The sequence below is a fragment of the Hymenobacter gelipurpurascens genome (assembly GCF_900187375.1).
In the GTDB taxonomy this organism is placed as follows: Bacteria; Bacteroidota; Bacteroidia; order Cytophagales; family Hymenobacteraceae; genus Hymenobacter; species Hymenobacter gelipurpurascens.
The window spans coordinates 818,151-836,649 of record NZ_FYEW01000001.1 but is presented as its reverse complement, the minus strand read 5'-3'; the positions used below and the strand labels follow the sequence as shown (position 1 = coordinate 836,649).

The 18,499-nt window shown below is 57.9% G+C and carries 13 protein-coding genes; 9 read left to right on the top strand and 4 right to left on the bottom strand.

Translation table 11 applies throughout. The annotated features are described in order from the left end of the window. The first annotated feature begins 38 nt into the window (after window positions 1-38). A complete protein-coding gene (locus CFT68_RS03470; RefSeq protein ID WP_088842028.1) occupies window positions 39-1,475 on the top strand; it encodes an amidohydrolase family protein in 1,437 nt (478 codons plus the stop codon). Between the two features lie 194 nt (window positions 1,476-1,669). Here the strand turns inward: CFT68_RS03470 and CFT68_RS03465 are convergent, their stop codons facing one another. Next, window positions 1,670-2,701 carry an LLM class flavin-dependent oxidoreductase gene (locus CFT68_RS03465; RefSeq protein WP_088842027.1) on the bottom strand — a complete coding sequence of 344 codons (1,032 nt, stop codon included), beginning with the start codon at window positions 2,699-2,701 and terminating at the stop codon, window positions 1,670-1,672. Window positions 2,702-2,837: 136 nt separating this feature from the next. Here CFT68_RS03465 and CFT68_RS03460 point away from each other — a divergent pair, with 136 nt between their 5' ends. Both CFT68_RS03460 and CFT68_RS03455 read left to right on the top strand, forming a co-directional pair. Continuing rightward, entirely contained in the window at window positions 2,838-3,377 is a 540-nt protein-coding gene (locus CFT68_RS03460) for a peptide deformylase (RefSeq protein WP_088842026.1), read from the top strand. A gap of 209 nt (window positions 3,378-3,586) precedes the next feature. After that, window positions 3,587-3,949, top strand: a complete 363-nt coding sequence (locus CFT68_RS03455) for an Imm51 family immunity protein (protein ID WP_170934685.1) — start codon at window positions 3,587-3,589, stop codon at window positions 3,947-3,949. A 98-nt stretch (window positions 3,950-4,047) separates the two neighbouring features. Here CFT68_RS03455 and CFT68_RS03450 read toward each other — a convergent pair whose 3' ends face one another. After that, the gene (locus CFT68_RS03450; protein WP_245815264.1) at window positions 4,048-6,483 is read right to left on the bottom strand and encodes a zinc-dependent metalloprotease; all 2,436 of its coding nucleotides are present in this window, start codon (window positions 6,481-6,483) and stop codon (window positions 4,048-4,050) included. Between the two features lie 299 nt (window positions 6,484-6,782). Here CFT68_RS03450 and CFT68_RS03445 point away from each other — a divergent pair, with 299 nt between their 5' ends. Continuing rightward, window positions 6,783-9,191 (top strand): glycoside hydrolase family 2 TIM barrel-domain containing protein, encoded by a 2,409-nt coding sequence (locus tag CFT68_RS03445; protein WP_088842024.1) that lies wholly within the window; start codon window positions 6,783-6,785, stop codon window positions 9,189-9,191. A gap of 112 nt (window positions 9,192-9,303) precedes the next feature. On the opposite strand, the gene mgrA is transcribed toward CFT68_RS03445, so the two are convergent. After that, the gene (gene mgrA / locus CFT68_RS03440) at window positions 9,304-10,293 is read right to left on the bottom strand and encodes an L-glyceraldehyde 3-phosphate reductase (protein WP_088842023.1); all 990 of its coding nucleotides are present in this window, start codon (window positions 10,291-10,293) and stop codon (window positions 9,304-9,306) included. A 412-nt stretch (window positions 10,294-10,705) separates the two neighbouring features. Here mgrA and gndA point away from each other — a divergent pair, with 412 nt between their 5' ends. From gndA to pgl, 3 genes are read left to right on the top strand one after another with little or no spacing between them, the layout of a single operon-like run. Continuing rightward, on the top strand, window positions 10,706-12,208 hold the full coding sequence (gene gndA / locus CFT68_RS03435) for an NADP-dependent phosphogluconate dehydrogenase (RefSeq protein WP_245815263.1): 1,503 nt from the start codon (window positions 10,706-10,708) through the stop codon (window positions 12,206-12,208). Between the two features lie 43 nt (window positions 12,209-12,251). Next, window positions 12,252-13,766 (top strand): glucose-6-phosphate dehydrogenase, encoded by a 1,515-nt coding sequence (gene zwf / locus CFT68_RS03430; RefSeq protein WP_088842022.1) that lies wholly within the window; start codon window positions 12,252-12,254, stop codon window positions 13,764-13,766. Between the two features lie 4 nt (window positions 13,767-13,770). Continuing rightward, the gene (gene pgl, locus CFT68_RS03425; protein ID WP_088842021.1) at window positions 13,771-14,496 is read left to right on the top strand and encodes a 6-phosphogluconolactonase; all 726 of its coding nucleotides are present in this window, start codon (window positions 13,771-13,773) and stop codon (window positions 14,494-14,496) included. Between the two features lie 346 nt (window positions 14,497-14,842). Here the strand turns inward: pgl and rpiA are convergent, their stop codons facing one another. Beyond that, a complete protein-coding gene (rpiA, locus tag CFT68_RS03420) occupies window positions 14,843-15,589 on the bottom strand; it encodes a ribose-5-phosphate isomerase RpiA (RefSeq protein ID WP_088842020.1) in 747 nt (248 codons plus the stop codon). Window positions 15,590-15,737: 148 nt separating this feature from the next. Between rpiA and CFT68_RS03415 the strand changes: the two genes are divergently transcribed. Further along, complete coding sequence (locus CFT68_RS03415; RefSeq protein WP_088842019.1) at window positions 15,738-16,274, top strand: hypothetical protein; 537 nt, start codon at window positions 15,738-15,740, stop codon at window positions 16,272-16,274. Window positions 16,275-16,371: 97 nt separating this feature from the next. Next, window positions 16,372-18,354: an AAA domain-containing protein gene (locus tag CFT68_RS03410; RefSeq protein WP_088842018.1), complete on the top strand. Its 1,983-nt coding sequence runs from the start codon at window positions 16,372-16,374 to the stop codon at window positions 18,352-18,354. Window positions 18,355-18,499 lie beyond the last annotated feature (145 nt).

Sequence of the window (18,499 nt, the reverse complement as noted above, 5' to 3'; positions counted from 1 at the left end):
AGTGTCGGGCTAGTTTTAGTCTTCCATACAAGCAGCTAATGCATCCCCTCTTCCCCCTATTTGCCGTATCTCTGCCTTTCCTCGCCGCAGGTTGCGCGACACATCCGCCCCAACAGGCCTACGACCTTGTCATAACGCACGCTAACGTGGTGGATGTAGAAACCGGCCAGGTTCAACCAGACCAAACGCTGGCTATAACTGATGGCCAGATTCGGCGACTGGAAAAGACAGGGGCCCGTCCACTATCGGCTAAGCAAACCCTTGATGCCCAAGGCAAATACCTGATTCCGGGCCTTTGGGATATGCACGTGCACTTCCGGGGTGGCGACTCGCTCATTACCGCCAACCGCAACCTTCTTCCACTTTATCTGGCCCACGGCATCACTACGGTCCGCGATGCGGGAGGCGACCTGACCCCAGCCGTTTTTGAGTGGCGCAAACAGATTCGGGCCGGGCAACTGGCGGGACCAACTATTTACACCTCCGGCCCCAAAATCGATGGTCCGAAACCTACCTGGGCGGGCTCGTTAGCGGTAGAAAATCAGGCCGATATCGACAAAGCGCTTGACTCTCTGCAAGCTTTGAAAGTCGATTACGTTAAGATTTATGAAAGCACTATTTCGCGGGATGCCTTCCTGAATACGGTGACCTCGGCTGAAAAACGCGGCATGCTGACCACGGGCCACATGCCCTACACCGCCACGCTCCGCGAAGCCTCAGACCGGGGCCTGGATGCCTCGGAGCACTTGTACTATGTGTTTAAGGCTTGCTCCAGTAAGGAAGACAGTATCACGACGGCGGTGCAGCGCAGCCTTGGCACAGCCAAGCCACTAGGCCTGTTTGCGGTACTACCTGCCATCTACCGCACCTTCGATGCCGATGCGGAAGCGAGTATCTACCGCACACTAGTGAAAAATAAAACGGCCGTGGTGCCCACGCTCTACATTCAGAAGCTACTGGCCGAACTGCCCGTAACTGACCACTCCCAGGACACGCTACTGGCCTACATCGATCCAAAAATTCAGCGCACCTATGCAGGCCGTCTGAACGGGGCCCGCCGCCAATCTGCCGCAACCCAAGCCTTTAATAAGCAGCTCGGCGCGAAGTTTATGACCTTAGTTCCGGCCATGCAGAAGGCGGGGGTAACGCTGCTGGCTGGCTCCGACAGCGGTGCATCCAACTCCTACGTGTACCCCGGTACATCCCTGCTCGGCGAGCTGGAACTTATGGTGCAAGCTGGCCTCACGCCGGCTCAGGCCTTGCAAACGGCCACCATCAACGGCGCCCGCTTCTTGAAAGCCGACCAGCACTCCGGCACCATCCGGCAGGGCAAAGACGCCGACCTGGTGTTACTGGATCAGAACCCACTGGAAAACATCCGCAACCTGCGCCACATCAACACCGTCATTACGCGCGGCCGGGTGTACACTGCCTCCGATTTGCGCCAACAGCTTCAGGCCATTAAGCACCGCTAGGCCAGTGATTTACTCTGGGTTGAATACGCTAAATCGTCCTGCTGAGCGCAGTCGAAGTATCTCTACCGTGAATAATCAAATGAGTTAGACAGCGGTAGAGATACTTCGACTGCGCTCAGCAGGACGGGCTTTTGCTTTTTATCTATACCCCTTGTTCATTATAGCAATTGCAACCTTACTGGCAACTCTTGGAGTTAGCCAGCCGCGTGCAACAGCGGTGCTACACGGGTACCAAGCAGTTCAATGGACCGCATGATTTTAGCGTGGGGCAGCGTGGCCACATCCTTCTGAAACGTTACCCGAGAAATACCGCCCAGCGCCTCACTGTGACGCAGGATTTTGGCCGCCACTTCCTCGGGGCTGCCCACCAAAAGGGCTCCTAAGGGGCCGGCTTGCATATCAAATTGCGTCCGCGTGACGGGCGAACCACCCCGCTCCCGGGCCCGGCTGCTGAAGGTGCGGGCGTACCCTGGAAAGAACTCCTCCTGCGCCTGTTGGGTGGTTTCGGCTACATAGCCTAACGAGTGCAAGCCTACTTTCAACTGTTCTGGTGCGTAGCCAGCCCGACGGCCGGATTCCCGGTACAGATCTATGAGCGGTCGGAAACGGTGCGTGTCGCCCCCGATGATGGCCACCATCAATGGCAGGCCCAGCATGCCCGCCCGCGCAAACGACTGTGGCGTGCCGCCTACCCCCAACCAGATGGGCAACTGGGGCTGCACTGGCCTAGGGTAAATACCCTGCCCCGTGAGAGCCGGCCGGAACTTACCCGACCACTGCACCCGCTCCTGGTCCCGAACTTTAAGCAGCAGCTCTAGCTTTTCGGCAAACAGCTCATCATAGTCGTCGAGGTCGAACCCAAACAGCGGAAACGCTTCAATAGAAGAGCCCCGGCCTACAACCATTTCGGCCCGGCCCTGCGACACCAAATCCAGCGTGGCGTACTCCTGAAATACCCGTACCGGGTCGGCTGCGCTCAGCACCGTTACGGCGCTGGTGAGGCGAATGCGCTTGGTGCGGGCCGCGGCTGCGGCCAGAATCACGGCCGGGGCCGAATCGAGGTATTCGGGGCGGTGATGCTCGCCCATGCCAAATACATCGAGGCCCACCTGATCGGCCCGCTCAATCCGCTCCAGCAGTTCGCTCATGGCCTCTAGGCCACTAGGTGTTTTTCCGGTGCCATTATCGAGCAGCGCGGCTGCGAAACTATCTATTCCAATTTCCATAATCCATTGATCAACGAACGAATACAGCTTTCCGTGGCGAAGCCGTCTATGTAGCTAGCCACAACAGTAAAGATACAATTAATGTACGTACATAGTTTATACATTAAGTAAATTATGCTCTGCCATCAGCCTTCCTATGCCCATCCGTGAAATCTTACAGCTAGGCCACCCCACGCTCCGTGCTGTGGCTCTGCCCGTTCCCGACCCCACCACGCCCGCCATTGCGGCCCTCGTCGATGATCTTACGGACACCGTAGGCCACTGGCGCGAAACCACCGGCTACGGCCGCGCCATTGCGGCGCCCCAGATTGGGGAGTTGCACCGCGTGGTACTGCTCCGGCTACCGGGTAAGCCGGTTTGGCCCCTAATCAACCCTAGCATTGTGGCCCACAGTCCCGAGAAGATGGTGGTGTGGGATGCCTGCTTATCGTTCCTCTCCATCTTCATGCAGGTAGAACGATACGAATGGATTACGGTACGCTACCAGGACCTGCTAGGCCAGTGGCACGAAACTCACGCCGGCGCCGAAGACGACCTCGCCGAACTGCTCCAGCACGAAATCGACCACCTCGACGGCATCCTGTCCATCGACCGCATGGTTGATGTAAAATCGCTCTGCTCCCGCGAAGAATTTGAGCGCCAGCACCGCGCCGGCAGCCCGTATGCGCAAAAGTGAAATGGTGAGATTGGGATTCAGTAAGTATTTGAACCACTACCGCACGTCATCCTGACGAAGGAAGGACCTTTCACGTGTGAAAAGTGACCTAGCGCAACCTATTCACACGACTAAAGCCTGATTATGCCTGCTTTCAGTTTGCAGGTTTAGAATGAAAGCTTGTGAGTGCGTACGAGATGCTTCAGGTCGCTTCGAGTACCTTTGGGCCAATGGCTAATATCTATCACCCTTTCGTTGTTTACGACCTGCAAGAGCAAACTACGCCTGAGCGCCAGTACCGCATCGTGGTGGATTTGTCCGACATGGACGACTACTACACGGTATTCGAGCGGTACGGCTTCAGCGGCAGCGGGGCTTCCTGGGCTGAGCACATTGAAACCATTGTGGAAGAACACGCCCCCGAGCTGCTGGACCACATCGAGCTAGCGGGCGAAGGCGAAATCTTCCGGGCCTACACCGATAGCCGCGCCAGTGCCCAGCAACTGCTAGGCCTCGTTCACCCCATCTTTGCCGACTTGGGCAGCCTAAGCAAGTACCTGAGCCAAGCCGACCCGGGCGACTTTTTTGAATAAAACAATCAAGTCAGACCTTACATAGAAAGACCTGCCAAGCTTCGCTCAGCAGGTCTTTCTATCTATACTTAAAGCAATCTTCTAGGCCACTATACTATCTAAAACCCCTCACATCCATCATCCCCAATTGGGGCGCCGTCGGGCATGGGCAGAGCGGGGGCGGCTTGGAATTTCTCGGGGGTGGCTTCGAACTGCTCAATCATGCGTACCGCGGCGAAGGCGGTGGCTTTGCGGCCTTCGTCTTTGCCTGACTTTTGCTCTTTCTGCAGCTGCTTTTTCAGCTCTTCTACTTTCAAAGCAGCCAAGGCTTTCACATTCACAGGGGCTTGTGAGGCTGCGGCCAGGGCCAGCAGTTTCTGCAGGGTGAGGGTGTTTACCAGGCGCTGCAGCTCCCCCGAGTAGCCGGCTTCCGGCTTGCTGCGCCAGGTTTGATCCAGCAGTTTGTCGAGCACGGCGGCTAGTCCAGGTTGCTCCGTATGGCGGGCGTGGTACTCTTCGAGGCGGGCGGCGCGCTGAGGGTTCAGCAGGAACTCCAGGGTAGTAGCTGCCGCCGATTCGGCGGCGCTGGTGGGGTCGAAGGTGAGGCCGGTGCGGCTGGGGAAGGTTTCGCGGGAGCGGCCGTAGTTCACGGGGCGCGGCGGAATCTTAGTCAGCAGCTCTTCGGAGAGGGCCAATTCCCGAGGCGAAATCGTGCGCATAAGGGCATCAAAGGCCTTCCACTGCTCGGCGGGCTCCACGAATTTGGTGATAGTCTGGCCGTCGCCTTTCACGGCATAGGTATAGTAAAGGCCGCCAATTTCCTTGGACGCTGCTTCTACCTGGTAGCGCTGCAGCAGGTACATGGGCACCAGCACTTCTTCCAGCATAGCCATGGGCTGACCGGGGGCCAGGGCTTTTTCAGAGAAGCGAGCTAGCAGCTGCTTGCGCACATCCATCAGGCGGTTGAGCTCATCGGCTGCGTTAGCGCCTTCGTCCCAGAGGTGGGCGTACGGGTGGGCGCCCCCGGCAGCGCGGGCATCGGCATCCGAGATGAATACGTAGCCATCGGCTAAGGTCTGCTGCATAATCGCCTTCAGGCCGGCCACTTCATCGGCTTTCGGGCCGAAATCCTGGTAGCCGTACAGAATGGCGCGCTTGTCCCACGTGCCGATACCCACGCCGTAGGCCTCACTCAGGTCGATGGAGCCATCGGAACGCATTTTGATGCGGGGCATGGGGTAGTCCATCACGGAGGAGCGGTCTTTGGTGCTGGCCGAGTAGTTGTGGTAGAGGCCTAGCGTGTGGCCTACCTCGTGGGCAGCCAGCTGGCGCAGGCGCGCTACGCCCATTTGCAGCATTTCGGGGCTGGTGGGTTTGCCATCTTCATAGGGTTGCAGCAGGCCTTCCGCAATCAGGAAATCCTGGCGTACGCGCAACGAGCCTAATGACACCTGCCCCTTGATGATTTCGCCGGTGCGCGGGTCGGTGATGCTGGCGCCGTACGACCAGCCCCGGGTAGAGCGGTGTACCCACTGAATGAGGTTGTAGCGGATGTCCATGGGGTCGGCATCTTCGGGCAAGAGCTTAACCTGAAATGCGTTGCGGTAGCCGGCCGCCTCATAGGCCTGGTTCCACCACGCGGCGCCTTCCATCAGGGCCGAGCGCACGGGCTCGGGCGCGCCACGGTCGAGGTAGTAGATGATGGGCTCTACCGGGTCGCTGACGGATGCCGTGGGGTCTTTCTTTTGGAGCCGGTGCCGCACGAGCTGCCGCTTCATGATGGGCTGATCGATGGGCGTGGCGTAGTCCATGTACTCGTTGGCGTAGTAGCCGGCGCGCGGGTCGAAGGCGCGGGGTTGGTACTTATCGTCGGGGAGTTGAATGAACGAGTGGTGCATGTGCACCGTCACGGCGTTCGGATCGGGCGTTACGGAGCTGATTTCGCGGCCTTTGGCTTTGCCCGTGAGTGTAATCACGGCTTCAAACTCTGAGTTTTCGGGGAAGGCTTTGGTGTTGGGCATGAACACCGCCGAGCGGCTTTCATCGGCCTTGTAGGCCCCCTGCTTCAGGTCTTCCAGCTTGTCGCCAATCTGGTGCGAATCGCGCATCAGGAAGGGCGTCAGGTCAACCAGCACCTTGCCTCCTTCCTGCGCCTCGGCCTTGAAACCCCAGATAACCGACTGCGCAAAGGCCTGTTCCACCGATTTGCGCTCATCGGCATTCTGGCTCACGGCCCGGAAATCGTAGTTGGGCTGCAGGAGCAGAATCTTGGGGCCGCTCTTCACAAATTTCACCACGCGCGTCTGCCCAATCTGGCCCCGATCGAGGCCTAGGTCGTTGGAGCCCACCCCATTGGGCAGCGTACTGACGTAGAGAATTTCTTTGTCGAGCTTATCGATTTCCAGCAGGATGCGGCCGCCTTTCTCATCCCAGTAAAACGGAAAGAAGCCCGAGAACTTCTGCATTCCTTTCGTTTTTTCAGCCAGGGTTTGGGCTGAGGCGAGGTGCGAGCTGACCAGCAGAGAGCCAACCAGTAGGTAGTAGATTTTTTTCATGCAGGGAGACAAGTGAAATCGTCATAAGGTAGAAACTGCGGCGGTTTATGTAGCCACCGGTGCAGGAAGTTTTTACGGCACACCCCACGAGGTTGCTCACTAAAGCATTGGCTGGCTCAGTGGAGCGTAGGCCACTTCCAGACTGGCCTAGGTGGCCTAGCCTCATCTACCTATCAGAATTCTTAGCTTCGCTACCTGATCTGACTGGCCTACGTGGGTAGCACGCTACCAATCCAGATGACCTGCATCTGTTCATCGTAACAACGCCTAGCCAGAAGGCCAACCTTCCCTGCTATTCTATGAAACCTCTCCTGACTCTGGCGCTGGCTTTTCTGACCTCTGCTGTGCAAGCCCAAACGCTGGCCAACAAAACTACCCTGTTTGATGCCGGGTGGCGCTTTCACCGCGGCGGAGCGCAAGGCGCTGAGAAGCTCGATTTCAACGACAGCAAGTGGCGTCCGCTCGACCTGCCCCACGACTGGAGCATTGAAGATCTGCTCGGCACTAGCTCCCCCTTCAGCCCCGAAGCCATCAGCCAGGCCAATGGCGGCTTCACGACGGGCGGCACGGGGTGGTACCGCAAAACGTTTGACCTGCCAATTGCACAGAAAGGCAAGCATATCCAGCTGCAGTTTGATGGCGTGTATATGAACGCCGAAGTGTGGCTGAACGGCGAGCTGCTGGGCACCCACCCGTATGGCTACACCAGCTTTTGGTATGATGTCACCGACAAGGTAAAGCTCGGGGCCCGAAACGTGCTAGCCGTGCAGGTCCGAAATGAAGGCCAGAACAGCCGTTGGTATTCCGGCTCGGGCATCTACCGGCATGTGTGGCTTACGGTGCAGGCACCACTCCACGTGGCACCGTGGGGCACGTACCTCACTACCCCCGAAGTAACAACCAACGGCGCCCAGGTGAAGGCGCAAACCCAGGTGGTAAACCAGAGCGGACAAGCCACCCAGTTTACGGTGGTTACCAGCCTGCGCGGACCCAAAGGCCAACCCGCCGCACGTACGGAATCAAAACAAACAGTAGCCGCGGGCGAAACTGCCACGGTTGACCAACTTCTGTCGGTGAAATCACCCGCCATATGGTCCGTTGACAGGCCTACGTTGTACACGGCCGTAACGGAAGTTTATCAGGACCGAAAACTGGTAGATCAGGTAGAAACGCCGTTTGGCATCCGCACCATTGCGGTAGACGCGACCCGCGGATTTCAGCTGAACGGACAGCCGCTGAAGCTGAAAGGCGGCTGCATTCATCACGACAACGGCCCGCTGGGCGCCAAAGCCTACGACCGGGCCGAGGAACGCAAAATTGAGTTGCTGAAAGCCTGCGGCTACAATGCCATCCGGTGCTCCCACAACCCACCCTCCCCGGCCCTGCTCGCGGCCTGCGACCGGATCGGGATGCTGGTTATCGACGAAGCGTTTGACAGCTGGCGCGAAAGCAAAAATTCTTTCGATTATCACCTCTACTTCGACCAGTGGTGGCAGCAGGACGTGGCCAGCATGGTGCTTCGCGACCGAAACCACCCCAGCATCATCTTTTGGAGCATTGGCAATGAAATTCCGGAACGCGGTACCCCGGCCGGCGTGAAAACGGCCCAGGAAATGACCAACTACATCCGTACGCTCGATGCCACACGGCCCGTCACGGCGGGTGTAAATGGCCTCGCGCCCGACAAAGACCCATACTTCGGGGTGCTGGATGTGGCCGGCTACAACTATGCGGCCGGCGGCGACCATCATCAGCCGGATATTTATGCCCAGGACCACGCCCGGCTGCCCCAGCGCGTGATGTTCGGCTCGGAGTCGTACCCATTGGAGGCGTTTGGCAGCTGGATGGAGGTGCAGGACCATCCCTACGTAATCGGCGACTTTGTCTGGACGGCGGTTGACTACATCGGCGAGGCTAGCATTGGGTGGCTGGGCTACTGGCAGAAGCAGGAGTTCTACCCCTGGAACCTGGCTTTTTGCGGCGACATTGACATCTGCGGCTGGAAACGCCCGCAGTCGTATTACCGCGATGCACTCTGGAAGGAAAGCCAGGTTTCGCTGTTCGTGAAGCCCCCTACCCCTTCTTTCGCGCTGAACCCTAACAAGGAAGACTGGAGCAAGTGGGAATGGCACGATGTGCTGGCCGACTGGACCTGGCCAGGCCAGGAAAACAAGCCGCTTACGGTGGAGGTCTATTCCTCGTGCGAGGAAGTGGAGCTACTGCTCAATGGCAAAAGCCTGGGCCGCAAGCCCACCACCCGCGCCACCCAATACACTGCTAATTGGAGCGTGCCTTACCAGCCCGGCGAGCTAAAGGCCATTGGATATTCCAACAAAAAATCTGTCAGTACGGCCATTCTGCAATCAGCAGCGCAACCTAGCCGCCTGACTCTGACACCGGACCGCGCTACCCTGCGCGCCGATGGCCAGGACCTGAGCTACATAACGGTGGAGTTGGTGGATAGCAAAGGCGTACGACATCCCAAAGCCGAAAATGCCCTAGAATTTGAGCTGACGGGCCCTGGCACCATAGTAGGCGTCGGCAATGCAAATCCGCGAAGCCTGGAAAGTTACCAAAGCCCCCAGCGCAACGCCTGGCAGGGCCGCGCACTCGTCATTGTGAAATCAACGGGCAAAGCCGGCAAAATGACTCTACGAGCTACAGCGGCCGGGCTGCCGGCTGCATCGGTTGGGCTGGAAACCCGCTAACGGAGTCTGATTTTTGCGCAAAAGTGGCCTATGCCTATCCAGACGTATTATCCCTTGCAGTTGCAAATGCATGACACGCCGGGATAGGCCTAGGCCACTTTTCTACTGATTGCTACTTCAGAATTTGTTCTATTCGGCCCAACTCTTCCTCACTGAACTGGATGTTCTCCAGGCACTTCAGCGAATCCGTGAGCTGCTCCGGCTTGCTGGCCCCGATGAGCACCGACGTCACGCGCTCATCGCGCAGAATCCAGGATAGCGCCATCTGGGCCAGGCTTTGGCTGCGTTCCTGGGCCAGCGTGTTCAACTGCTGAATCTGGCTCAAGCGTTCGGGCGTCAGCTGGGTTTCGGTGAGGAAGCCCACGCCTTTCGCCACGCGCGAATCGTCGGGGATGCCGCGGAGGTATTTGTCGGTGAGCAGGCCCTGGGCCAGGGGCGAAAATGGGATGCAGCCCACGCCTTCCTGGCCTAGCAAATCCAGTAGGCCACCTTCTACCCACCGCTCAAACATCGAGTACTTGGGCTGATGAATCAGACAGGGCGTGCCCAGCTCCCGCAGAATTTCTTGGGCACGGGCCGCCTCGGCGGGCTGGTAGTTGCTGATACCCACGTACAAGGCCTTGCCCTGGCGCACCACCTGGTCGAGGGCGCCCATGGTTTCTTCTAGGGGCGTATCGGGGTCGGGGCGGTGCGAGTAGAAGATATCCACGTACTCCAGCTTCATGCGCCGGAGGCTCTGGTCGAGGCTGGAGATGAGGTATTTGCGGGAGCCCCACTCCCCGTACGGGCCTTCCCACATGTGGTAGCCGGCTTTGGTGGAGATGATGAGCTCGTCGCGGTAGCCCCGGAAGTCCTCCTTCAGAATACGGCCGAAGTTGGTTTCGGCGGAGCCGGGCGGCGGACCGTAGTTGTTGGCTAAATCGAAGTGCGTGACGCCGCTATCGAAGGCCCGGTGCAGGATGGCGCGGAAGTTACTGAGCACATCTACGTCGCCGAAGTTGTGCCAGAGGCCTAGCGACACGGCCGGCAGTTGTAGGCCACTGCGGCCGCAGCGCCGGTAGAGCATGGAGGAATAGCGGGCTGGGTTTGGTTGGTAGGGCATAGAGCACAGGAAAAGTGGGCAGATGCTTGAGACGCACGTACGCCTCGGCAGGTTGCCGCAGCTCCAGGCAAGGCACTCCAAGGTGCAGGTTCTCGGCCAGCTATCCTACTTCTCAGGAAGCAATCAGCAGCCATTTTGGGACTTCAGCAAGCGCCTCCCCGATAGGCCTGACCGGTACTATTCCAGGGTTTTGCTGAGATTCCTGCTGTTGTGCTGGCCCCATTCCCTCTCCATACGTAAGAGCATCCGGAGTACGCTTTCACAGGTTTCGGTCCGCTACACCCCAGGCTACCGTTCAGCTCCTGGGGCTTGGGTACTTTCGGGCGGGCTTCCCTCCCGTTAATAAACATTTACTAGCTTTTCGCCGCCACTTCTGCCTTCCTAGGCCACTATCACACCAAGAAAACACTATATGATGAGCGACACGCCTACAACTACTTCGTTTGGCATGATTGGCCTGGGCACCATGGGCCGCAACCTGCTTCTCAACCTGGCCGACCACGGCTTTGGAGTGGCAGGCTACGATAAAGACAGCAGCAAGCTAGGCCTGTTGGCCGAAGAAGGCGCCGGCCTGCCCGTCCAAGGATTTTCTCAGATACAAGCCTTTGTGCAAAGCCTGCAAACGCCCCGCTCCATTATGCTGCTGGTGCCGGCGGGCAAAATCGTGGACAGCGTAATTGCCGAATTACAGCCGCTACTTGCCCAGGGAGACATTATCATTGATGGCGGCAACTCCCACTTCACCGATACCAACCGCCGGGCGGCCGCGCTGGAAGCGGCGGGCCTGCACTTCTTCGGGATGGGCATTTCGGGCGGTGAAGAAGGCGCCCGTTTCGGCCCCAGCATGATGCCCGGCGGCGACAAACAGGCCTACCAGGTCATGCAGCCCATGTTTGAGGCCATTGCGGCCAAAGTGAACGGCGAGCCGTGCGTGACCTACATTGGGCCGGGCGCCGCGGGCCACTTCGTGAAGATGGTGCACAACGGCATTGAGTACGGCCTGATGCAGCTTATTGCCGAAACCTACGAAGTACTCAAGCACGGCCTAGGGCTGGATAATGCCGCTATCGGGAAGGTGTTTGCGCAGTGGAATGAAGGCCGGCTGCAGTCGTTTCTGCTGGATATCACCAAGGATATCTTCACGTTTAAGGCGCCCGGCACCGATCATCTACTGCTCGACGATATCAAGGATGAAGCCCGCTCCAAGGGCACCGGCAAGTGGACCTCGCAGGTAGCCATGGACCTGGAAATGCCCCTGCCCACCGTAGATATGGCCGTGGCCCTGCGCGACTTATCCAAGTACAAAGCCCTCCGCGAGAAGCTGGCAGCCCAGTATGGCCCCACTTCTGTTGCGCTTGCCGGAGATAAAGAGGCTCTGCTGAGCAGCCTGGAGCAGGCGTTTTACTTCAGCATGGTCGTAACGTATGCGCAGGGAATGCACCTGCTCGAGAAGGCTTCGCAGGAGTATGGCTACGGCTTGCAGCTGGCCGAAATTGCCAAAATATGGCGCGGCGGCTGCATTATTCGCTCCAGCTTCCTCAACGATATTTTCAATGCCTATCAGCAGGACCCGGCGGTGGAACACTTGCTGCTGGATGCCCAGGTGACAGCCCTGATTCAGGAGGCGGTGCCGGGTGCCCGCACGATAGTAGCCGCGGCCATTACGGCGGGCTTGGCCCTACCGGCCTACGCGGCTTCCGTGAGCTATTTCGACTCGTTCCGGACCGCCCGCCTACCCTCAAACCTCATCCAGGCCCAGCGCGACTACTTCGGGGCGCATACCTATGAGCTCATCGGCCACGAAGGCGTGTTCCACACCCAATGGACGCCTTCGCACGAGGACGCGGCCAACAAGAAAGACACGCCGGTCGGTCCCGACAATACGCAGGAGCAGCCCGTAATTCCGAACAAGTAGGCTGCCCGCCGTTACTTTATCATCAGCTACATCCTACGTGCGCATGAGCCCGAATAAGAAAGTCCAGCCGACTATTTTCGTCATTTTTGGCGGCACCGGCGACCTGAATGCCCGCAAGCTGACGCCTGCACTTTACCACTTATTTCTGGATGGGCAGCTGCCCGAACAGTTTGCCATCATCGGGACGGGCCGCACGCCCCTCTCCGATGAGCAGTTCCGCACCCGGTTGCTGGACGGCATCAACCAGTTTTCGCGCACAGGCAAAGCCGACAAAAAGGCGTGGTCTGACTTCGCCGAACATATGGTCTATCAGGCTTCGGATGTACAGGAAGCTACTACCTATCAGCAGTTTAGCAAGCGCATAAAAGGCTACGAGAAGGACTGGGATACAGAGGCCAATGTGATTTACTACCTGGCTGTGGCGCCGGAGTTTTTTCCTGTTATTGCCGGCAATCTGGCCAAAAGCAGCCTGACCGCTGATGCCGAACGCACGCGCATCGTCATCGAAAAGCCATTCGGGCATGATTTGGAGTCGTCGCGGGAGCTGAACAAACTGCTAGGCCAGATTTTCACCGAGCGTCAGATTTACCGAATCGACCATTACCTGGGCAAGGAAACCGTGCAGAATATCATGGCTTTCCGCTTCGCCAATGCCCTGTTCGAGCCGCTCTGGAACCGCAACTACATCGACCACGTGCAAATTTCCGTGACCGAGCAGTTAGGCGTGGGCGAGCGGAGCGGCTACTACGACGGCGCCGGCGCCCTGCGCGATATGATCCAGAACCACCTGCTGCAGCTGCTGTGCCTGGTGGCCATGGAGCCACCCGTTGATTTCACTGCCGATGAGGTGCGCAACCGCAAGGTAGATGTGCTGCGGGCCATGCGCCGGTTTGCCCCCGAAGATGTGCGCGAATCGGCGGTGCGGGGCCAATACGGTGATGGCTGGATGGAAGGCAAGCAAGTACCTGGCTACCGCGAGGAGCCCGGTGCCAACCCTACCTCCAACACCGAAACCTTTGCGGCCGTCAAGTTTTTCGTGGACAACTGGCGCTGGCAGGGTGTGCCGTTTTATGTGCGCACCGGCAAGCGTTTGCACCGCTCGGCGTCTATCATCACCGTGCAGTTCAAAGACGTGCCGCACTGCATTTTCCCGGCCGAAACCGCCGAGAGCTGGCAGCAAAACCGCCTCATTATCAGCATTCAACCCGAGATGAGCATCCGGCTGCAGGTGCAGGCCAAGCGCCCTGGCCTAGACATGATGCTGAACACCGTGGACATGGTCTTCGACTACAAAGGCACTTACACCAGCCAGGCGCCGGAGGCCTACGAAACTCTGCTGCTCGATACCATGCTCGGCGACCAAACCCTGTTCATGCGCGGCGACCAGGTAGAAGCGGCCTGGGACCTGATTATGCCCATCCTCAACTCGTGGCAGGGCCGGGCCAGCCAGAGCTTCCCCAACTACTCCGCCGACTCCTGGGGGCCGGAAGTAGCCGAAGCCCTCATTGCCCGCGACGGTTTCCACTGGTTCACGCTCCCTCTCAACGGCAAGCACTAGGCCTATGCAGCTGCACATATTTTCTTTAGCCGATGAAGTCCTGGGCCACTTAGCCGACTACTTCGTGCAAGTAGCCCGCCAGGCCATTGCGGCCCGGGGCAAGTTTACAGTGGCCTTATCAGGCGGCAGCTCCCCCAAGAAGCTTTACGAGCTGCTTGCCTCCCCTGCCTACCGCGACCAGGTAAACTGGCAACAAGTCTTCTTCTTCTTCGGCGATGAGCGCTACGTGCCGCATACCGACGCGGAAAGCAACTACCGCATGGCCCGACTGACGCTGCTCGACCCGCTGCTCATAGCGCCCGAGCAGGTGTTTGCTATCGATACGATCCTCTCACCGGCCGAAGCGGCGGCAAACTACACGCAGACTATCGAGCGTTTTTTTGGCGATGAAAGCGTACAGCTTGACCTCGTGCTGCTGGGCCTCGGCGACAACTCCCACACAGCTTCGCTGTTCCCACACACGCCCGTATTGCATGATACCAGCGTGGGCGCCCGGGAAGTGTTTCTGGAAGACAAACAGGTATACCGCATCACTCTCACAGCTCCCCTACTCAATCAGGCGCGAGCCGTGGCCTTCCTGGTGTATGGCCCCGACAAAGCCGCCGCCGTGCAGCGCGTCCTGACCGAGGCACCGAACATCGAAGAATTTCCCGCGCAACTCATTGTTCCCACCACGGGTGAGCTGCATTGGTTTTTGGATGAATCAGCCGCGTCCAAGCTGCCGAAGTAGTTCTTGATGTAGGCAGAAAGGTGGCCTAGCAAATCGTCGCGCCAACTCAGTTGTAGAGACGCAAGATGTTGCGTCTCTCATTTGCTGATGTTGTTTACCAAGAGTCGTTCTAGTCGGTTGTTATTTGCTGTTACAGAGCGGACAGTTGCCACAAGAACGTCATGCAGAGCCGCAAGCGAAGCATCTCGCCTGCTGACTTTGTCAAAATAACCGTCATGCTGAGCTTGTCGAAGCATCTCTACCTCTGACTAATCAAATGGCCTAGGCCTCTGCAATGAAGCGGTAGAGATGCTTCGTCTACGGCTCAGCATGATGTTTTATGTGGCAACTAACTATCCATGCCAGCTTAGGGAAGCTCAGTGAATTGCATGGCATTTACAGGCTCTGCTCCTCTTTTTCTGACTACGACCTGCTCACCCTTTCCTATCAGCACGGCACTTGCTAGGCCCAGAAACAGGCCGTGCTCTACGATGCCGGGAATAGCCTGCAGTTGGAGCGCCAGCTGCTCGGGGTCTGCCAGTGCCTTGAAATGACAGTCCACCAGCAGGTTGCCTTGGTCGGTGCGCGCCATTTCCTGGTTGTTCTGTTTATCCGGACGCACTGTAGGCGCGCCGCCCAGCGCGTCCACCGCATCCAGCACCCAAGGCAGCGCAAATGGCACCACTTCCAGCGGCAACGGAAACTGGCCTAGCTGCGGCACCAGCTTAGAGGAGTCGGCAATAATCAGCAGGTAGTCGGAAGCTGTGGCCAGTACCTTTTCCCGCAGCAGCGCCCCGCCCCCGCCTTTGATAAGGCGCAGCTGGTCGTCAAGCTCATCGGCTCCGTCAACGGTCAGATCAAACCGAAGCCCCCGCCGTGGCTCCAGCAGCGGAATTCCGAAGCTGCGCGCCAGCGTTTCGCTTGCCACGGACGTAGCGGTGGCTTGTATGCGCAGTTTGCCATCGCGCAGTTCCTGCCCTAGCAGCGTGATGAACTGCGCGGCTGTACTGCCGCTTCCTAGGCCTATCACCATACCATCGCGCACCCAGCGCATGGCCGCGGTAGCCGCAAGTTGTTTCTCTTTATCGGTTTGCTCTTGGGTGGATGGTTGCATAGTATTGTGTGGGTTACCGAGAATAGCTGAAGTGCCATAAGACTTCAGTCTTTAATTCTATGCTTAGCAGATGCAGTGTAGAGTATACGTTATAGCTTTAATAACTTCGGCTTGTATAAGAGTGCTGTATTAAGCTCAGAGTTTTATCATGAAGCGACTTCTGATTTTCACGCTGGGCATACTTCCGCTGTTTAGTTACGGGCAGACAGGTCCTTCTACCCCAGAAAAACTCTATAAAACGGCTTTTCTGCACATTATAAACAGTCCGGAGATAAAAGAGTGGAACCAACCATGTGTCATAGTATTTGATAGCCTTGTATCGTTTCCCCAAAGTATTTTCACTGAACAGCTTGCCAAACGATGGGGTTACTCAAGCTACCAAAAGGAACGGCTGTTATTAGATTCTTTAATCACATTAGAGCAAGCTACACCTCACAGGGCTACTCACTTCCCTTTCAGTACTAACCTAACAAAGCTTCCCGGTGCTGAAAAAGGCTGTTTAGCCGTTATGTTCTCCCAGTTGGACAATGATGTTCTGCTAGCAGAGGTGAGTGATATAGAAGCATATCCATTGGCCCGACGAAACATTATTTCCGATTTTGACAAGTCAGTACTGTACTTACTTTTCTTTGATCGTGATGGCAGAGTGCAAAGGTGTTATACTCGAAGCTTGAGCTATAACTAAATACCTGCATCACTCCTACTTCCAAAAATCCCTCCGACCTTCGGCCACTCTTTTGCCTGTTTCGTTGTTATCAACGAATCTCCAAATACCCCTTCTTTTGTCTGAACAACCTACATTTACCGACCCTTACGCGCTGGAAAAAGAGCTGCGCAAGGTAGAGGCCCTCATGAAGCTGGAGCAGCAGGAGGACCTCGAACAATTCAAAATCAAGAGCGCTAAGGCTTCCATTGCGGAGCGCCAGCAGCGCGGCCTGACGTGGTACCCCGTCAAAATAACCAAGGAAGACATCGGCTTCGGCGGCAAGCTTGTGCTGGAGCTGGAACGCCCCGCTAATTTGGGTGGCCTACACCTGTTCCAAGTAGGCAAAAACGCTGCGCTGTTCGGCAACATTCCCGGCCGCTCGGGCTCAGACAGGCCTACGCTTAACGGCGTTATTACCAGCGTAAAGCGCAATAAAATCCTGCTGGCCACCACCAAGGAAGACCTTCCGGATTGGGTGGAAGAAGGCAAGCTGGGCGTAGATCTGACCTTCGATGAGGTGAGCTACCGCGAGATGGAGTACGCCCTGGGCAAAGTGATGGGTGCCTACGAGGGCCGCATTGCCGAGCTGCGCGACGTGCTGCTGGGTGCCAAACCCGCCCGGTACAAGCCCGAAAGCGAAGTACAGCCCTACTATCCCAGCCCGCTCAACGACTCCCAGATTGCCGCCGTGCGTCACGTGCTGGCGGCTCAGGATGTGGCTATCATCCACGGCCCTCCCGGCACCGGCAAAACCACTACGCTGGTGCAGGCCATTCTGGAAACCATTCGGCGCGAGCGGCGGGTGCTGGTGTGCGCCCCCAGCAACACGGCCGTGGATTTGCTGACGGAAAAGCTGGCCGAACGCGGCGTAAACGTAATTCGGATGGGTAACCCCTCGCGGGTGTCTGACCTGCTGCTCCAGCACACGCTGGATGCCCAGATCATGAACCACAAGAGCTACGCCGAGCTGAAAAGCATGCGTCAGACCGCGGAGCAGTACCGCGAGCAGGCCAGCAAATTCAAGCGCCACTTTGGCTGGGAGGAGCGTGAGCAGCGCCGCCACCTGAAGGAGCAGGCGCACTTGCTGCTGCAGGAGTCGGACCAGCTGGAGCGCTACATCACGGAGGACCTCCTGGAGCAGGTGCAGGTGATTACGTGCACCTTGGTAGGCGCCTCCAACCGCGCCATCCGCCACCTCACTTACGAAACCGTCTTCATTGATGAAGCTGCTCAGGCCCTGGAGCCCGGCTGCTGGATTCCTATCACGAAGGCGAACCGCGTAGTGCTGGCCGGCGACCATCAGCAGCTGCCCCCGACGGTGAAGAGCGAGAAAGCCGCTCAGGGTGGCCTACGCGAAACGTTGTTCGAGAAGTGCATCAAGCGCCAGCCCAACACGGCCCGCATGCTGGAAGTGCAATACCGCATGCACGAGCAGATTATGGCGTTTAGCTCGGAGCAGTTTTACGAAGGCCGCCTGAAAGCCGCGCCCAGCGTGGCCCACGCCGACCTGCCTGACTACGACCTGCGCTTCGCCCCCGACATGGCCGTGGAATTTCTGGATACGGCCGGCTTCGGCTTCCAGGAAATCACCATCGAAGACAGCCGCTCCACCGCCAACCCCGAGGAAGCCGACCTACTCCTGAAGCGCCTCGCGCAACTGCTAGAACCCTACGACCAGGCCGACCACACCGAGGACCTGCTCACCATCGGTGTAATTGCCCCCTACCGCGCCCAAATCAATTATTTGAAGGATGCGGTAGAGGAAAACGACGAGCTGGCGGGCCTCATGGAGCACCGAATGCTCAGTGTTGGCACCGTCGATTCCTTCCAGGGCCAGGAACGCGACATCATTGCCATCAGCCTCACGCGCAGCAACACCCAGGGTGAAATCGGCTTCCTCTCCGATATCCGCCGCATGAACGTAGGCATGACCCGCGCCCGCCGCAAGCTCCTCCTTGTGGGCGACTCCAGCACCCTCGGCTCCCACCCCTTCTACAAAGCCTTCCTCGACTATGTAGAAAGCATCGGGGCCTACCGCACCGCCTGGGAGCTGCAATAAGTATAGTAAGTGTTGCGCGAGGTGGCCTAAGCCCACTCAAACGTTCAACTCACAACTTTACAACTTCACTGTCGCTCCGTATTTATTCGGACGTTCAGATTTCTCTTCGTACTTACACTGAAAAGCCCTGTCATTGTGAACGGGG

Excerpts from the sequence above, each read along its gene's own strand:
- CFT68_RS03415 (WP_088842019.1), top strand. The coding sequence starts at position 15,738 with ATGAAGCGACTTCTGATTTTCACGCTGGGCATACTTCCGCTGTTTAGT.
- zwf (WP_088842022.1), top strand. The coding sequence starts at position 12,252 with ATGAGCCCGAATAAGAAAGTCCAGCCGACTATTTTCGTCATTTTTGGC.
- CFT68_RS03460 (WP_088842026.1), top strand. The coding sequence starts at position 2,838 with ATGCCCATCCGTGAAATCTTACAGCTAGGCCACCCCACGCTCCGTGCT.
- mgrA (WP_088842023.1), bottom strand. The coding sequence starts at position 10,293 with ATGCCCTACCAACCAAACCCAGCCCGCTATTCCTCCATGCTCTACCGG.
- rpiA (WP_088842020.1), bottom strand. The coding sequence starts at position 15,589 with ATGCAACCATCCACCCAAGAGCAAACCGATAAAGAGAAACAACTTGCG.
- CFT68_RS03455 (WP_170934685.1), top strand. The coding sequence starts at position 3,587 with ATGGCTAATATCTATCACCCTTTCGTTGTTTACGACCTGCAAGAGCAA.
- CFT68_RS03465 (WP_088842027.1), bottom strand. The coding sequence starts at position 2,701 with ATGGAAATTGGAATAGATAGTTTCGCAGCCGCGCTGCTCGATAATGGC.
- CFT68_RS03450 (WP_245815264.1), bottom strand. The coding sequence starts at position 6,483 with ATGAAAAAAATCTACTACCTACTGGTTGGCTCTCTGCTGGTCAGCTCG.
- gndA (WP_245815263.1), top strand. The coding sequence starts at position 10,706 with ATGATGAGCGACACGCCTACAACTACTTCGTTTGGCATGATTGGCCTG.
- pgl (WP_088842021.1), top strand. The coding sequence starts at position 13,771 with ATGCAGCTGCACATATTTTCTTTAGCCGATGAAGTCCTGGGCCACTTA.
- CFT68_RS03445 (WP_088842024.1), top strand. The coding sequence starts at position 6,783 with ATGAAACCTCTCCTGACTCTGGCGCTGGCTTTTCTGACCTCTGCTGTG.
- CFT68_RS03470 (WP_088842028.1), top strand. The coding sequence starts at position 39 with ATGCATCCCCTCTTCCCCCTATTTGCCGTATCTCTGCCTTTCCTCGCC.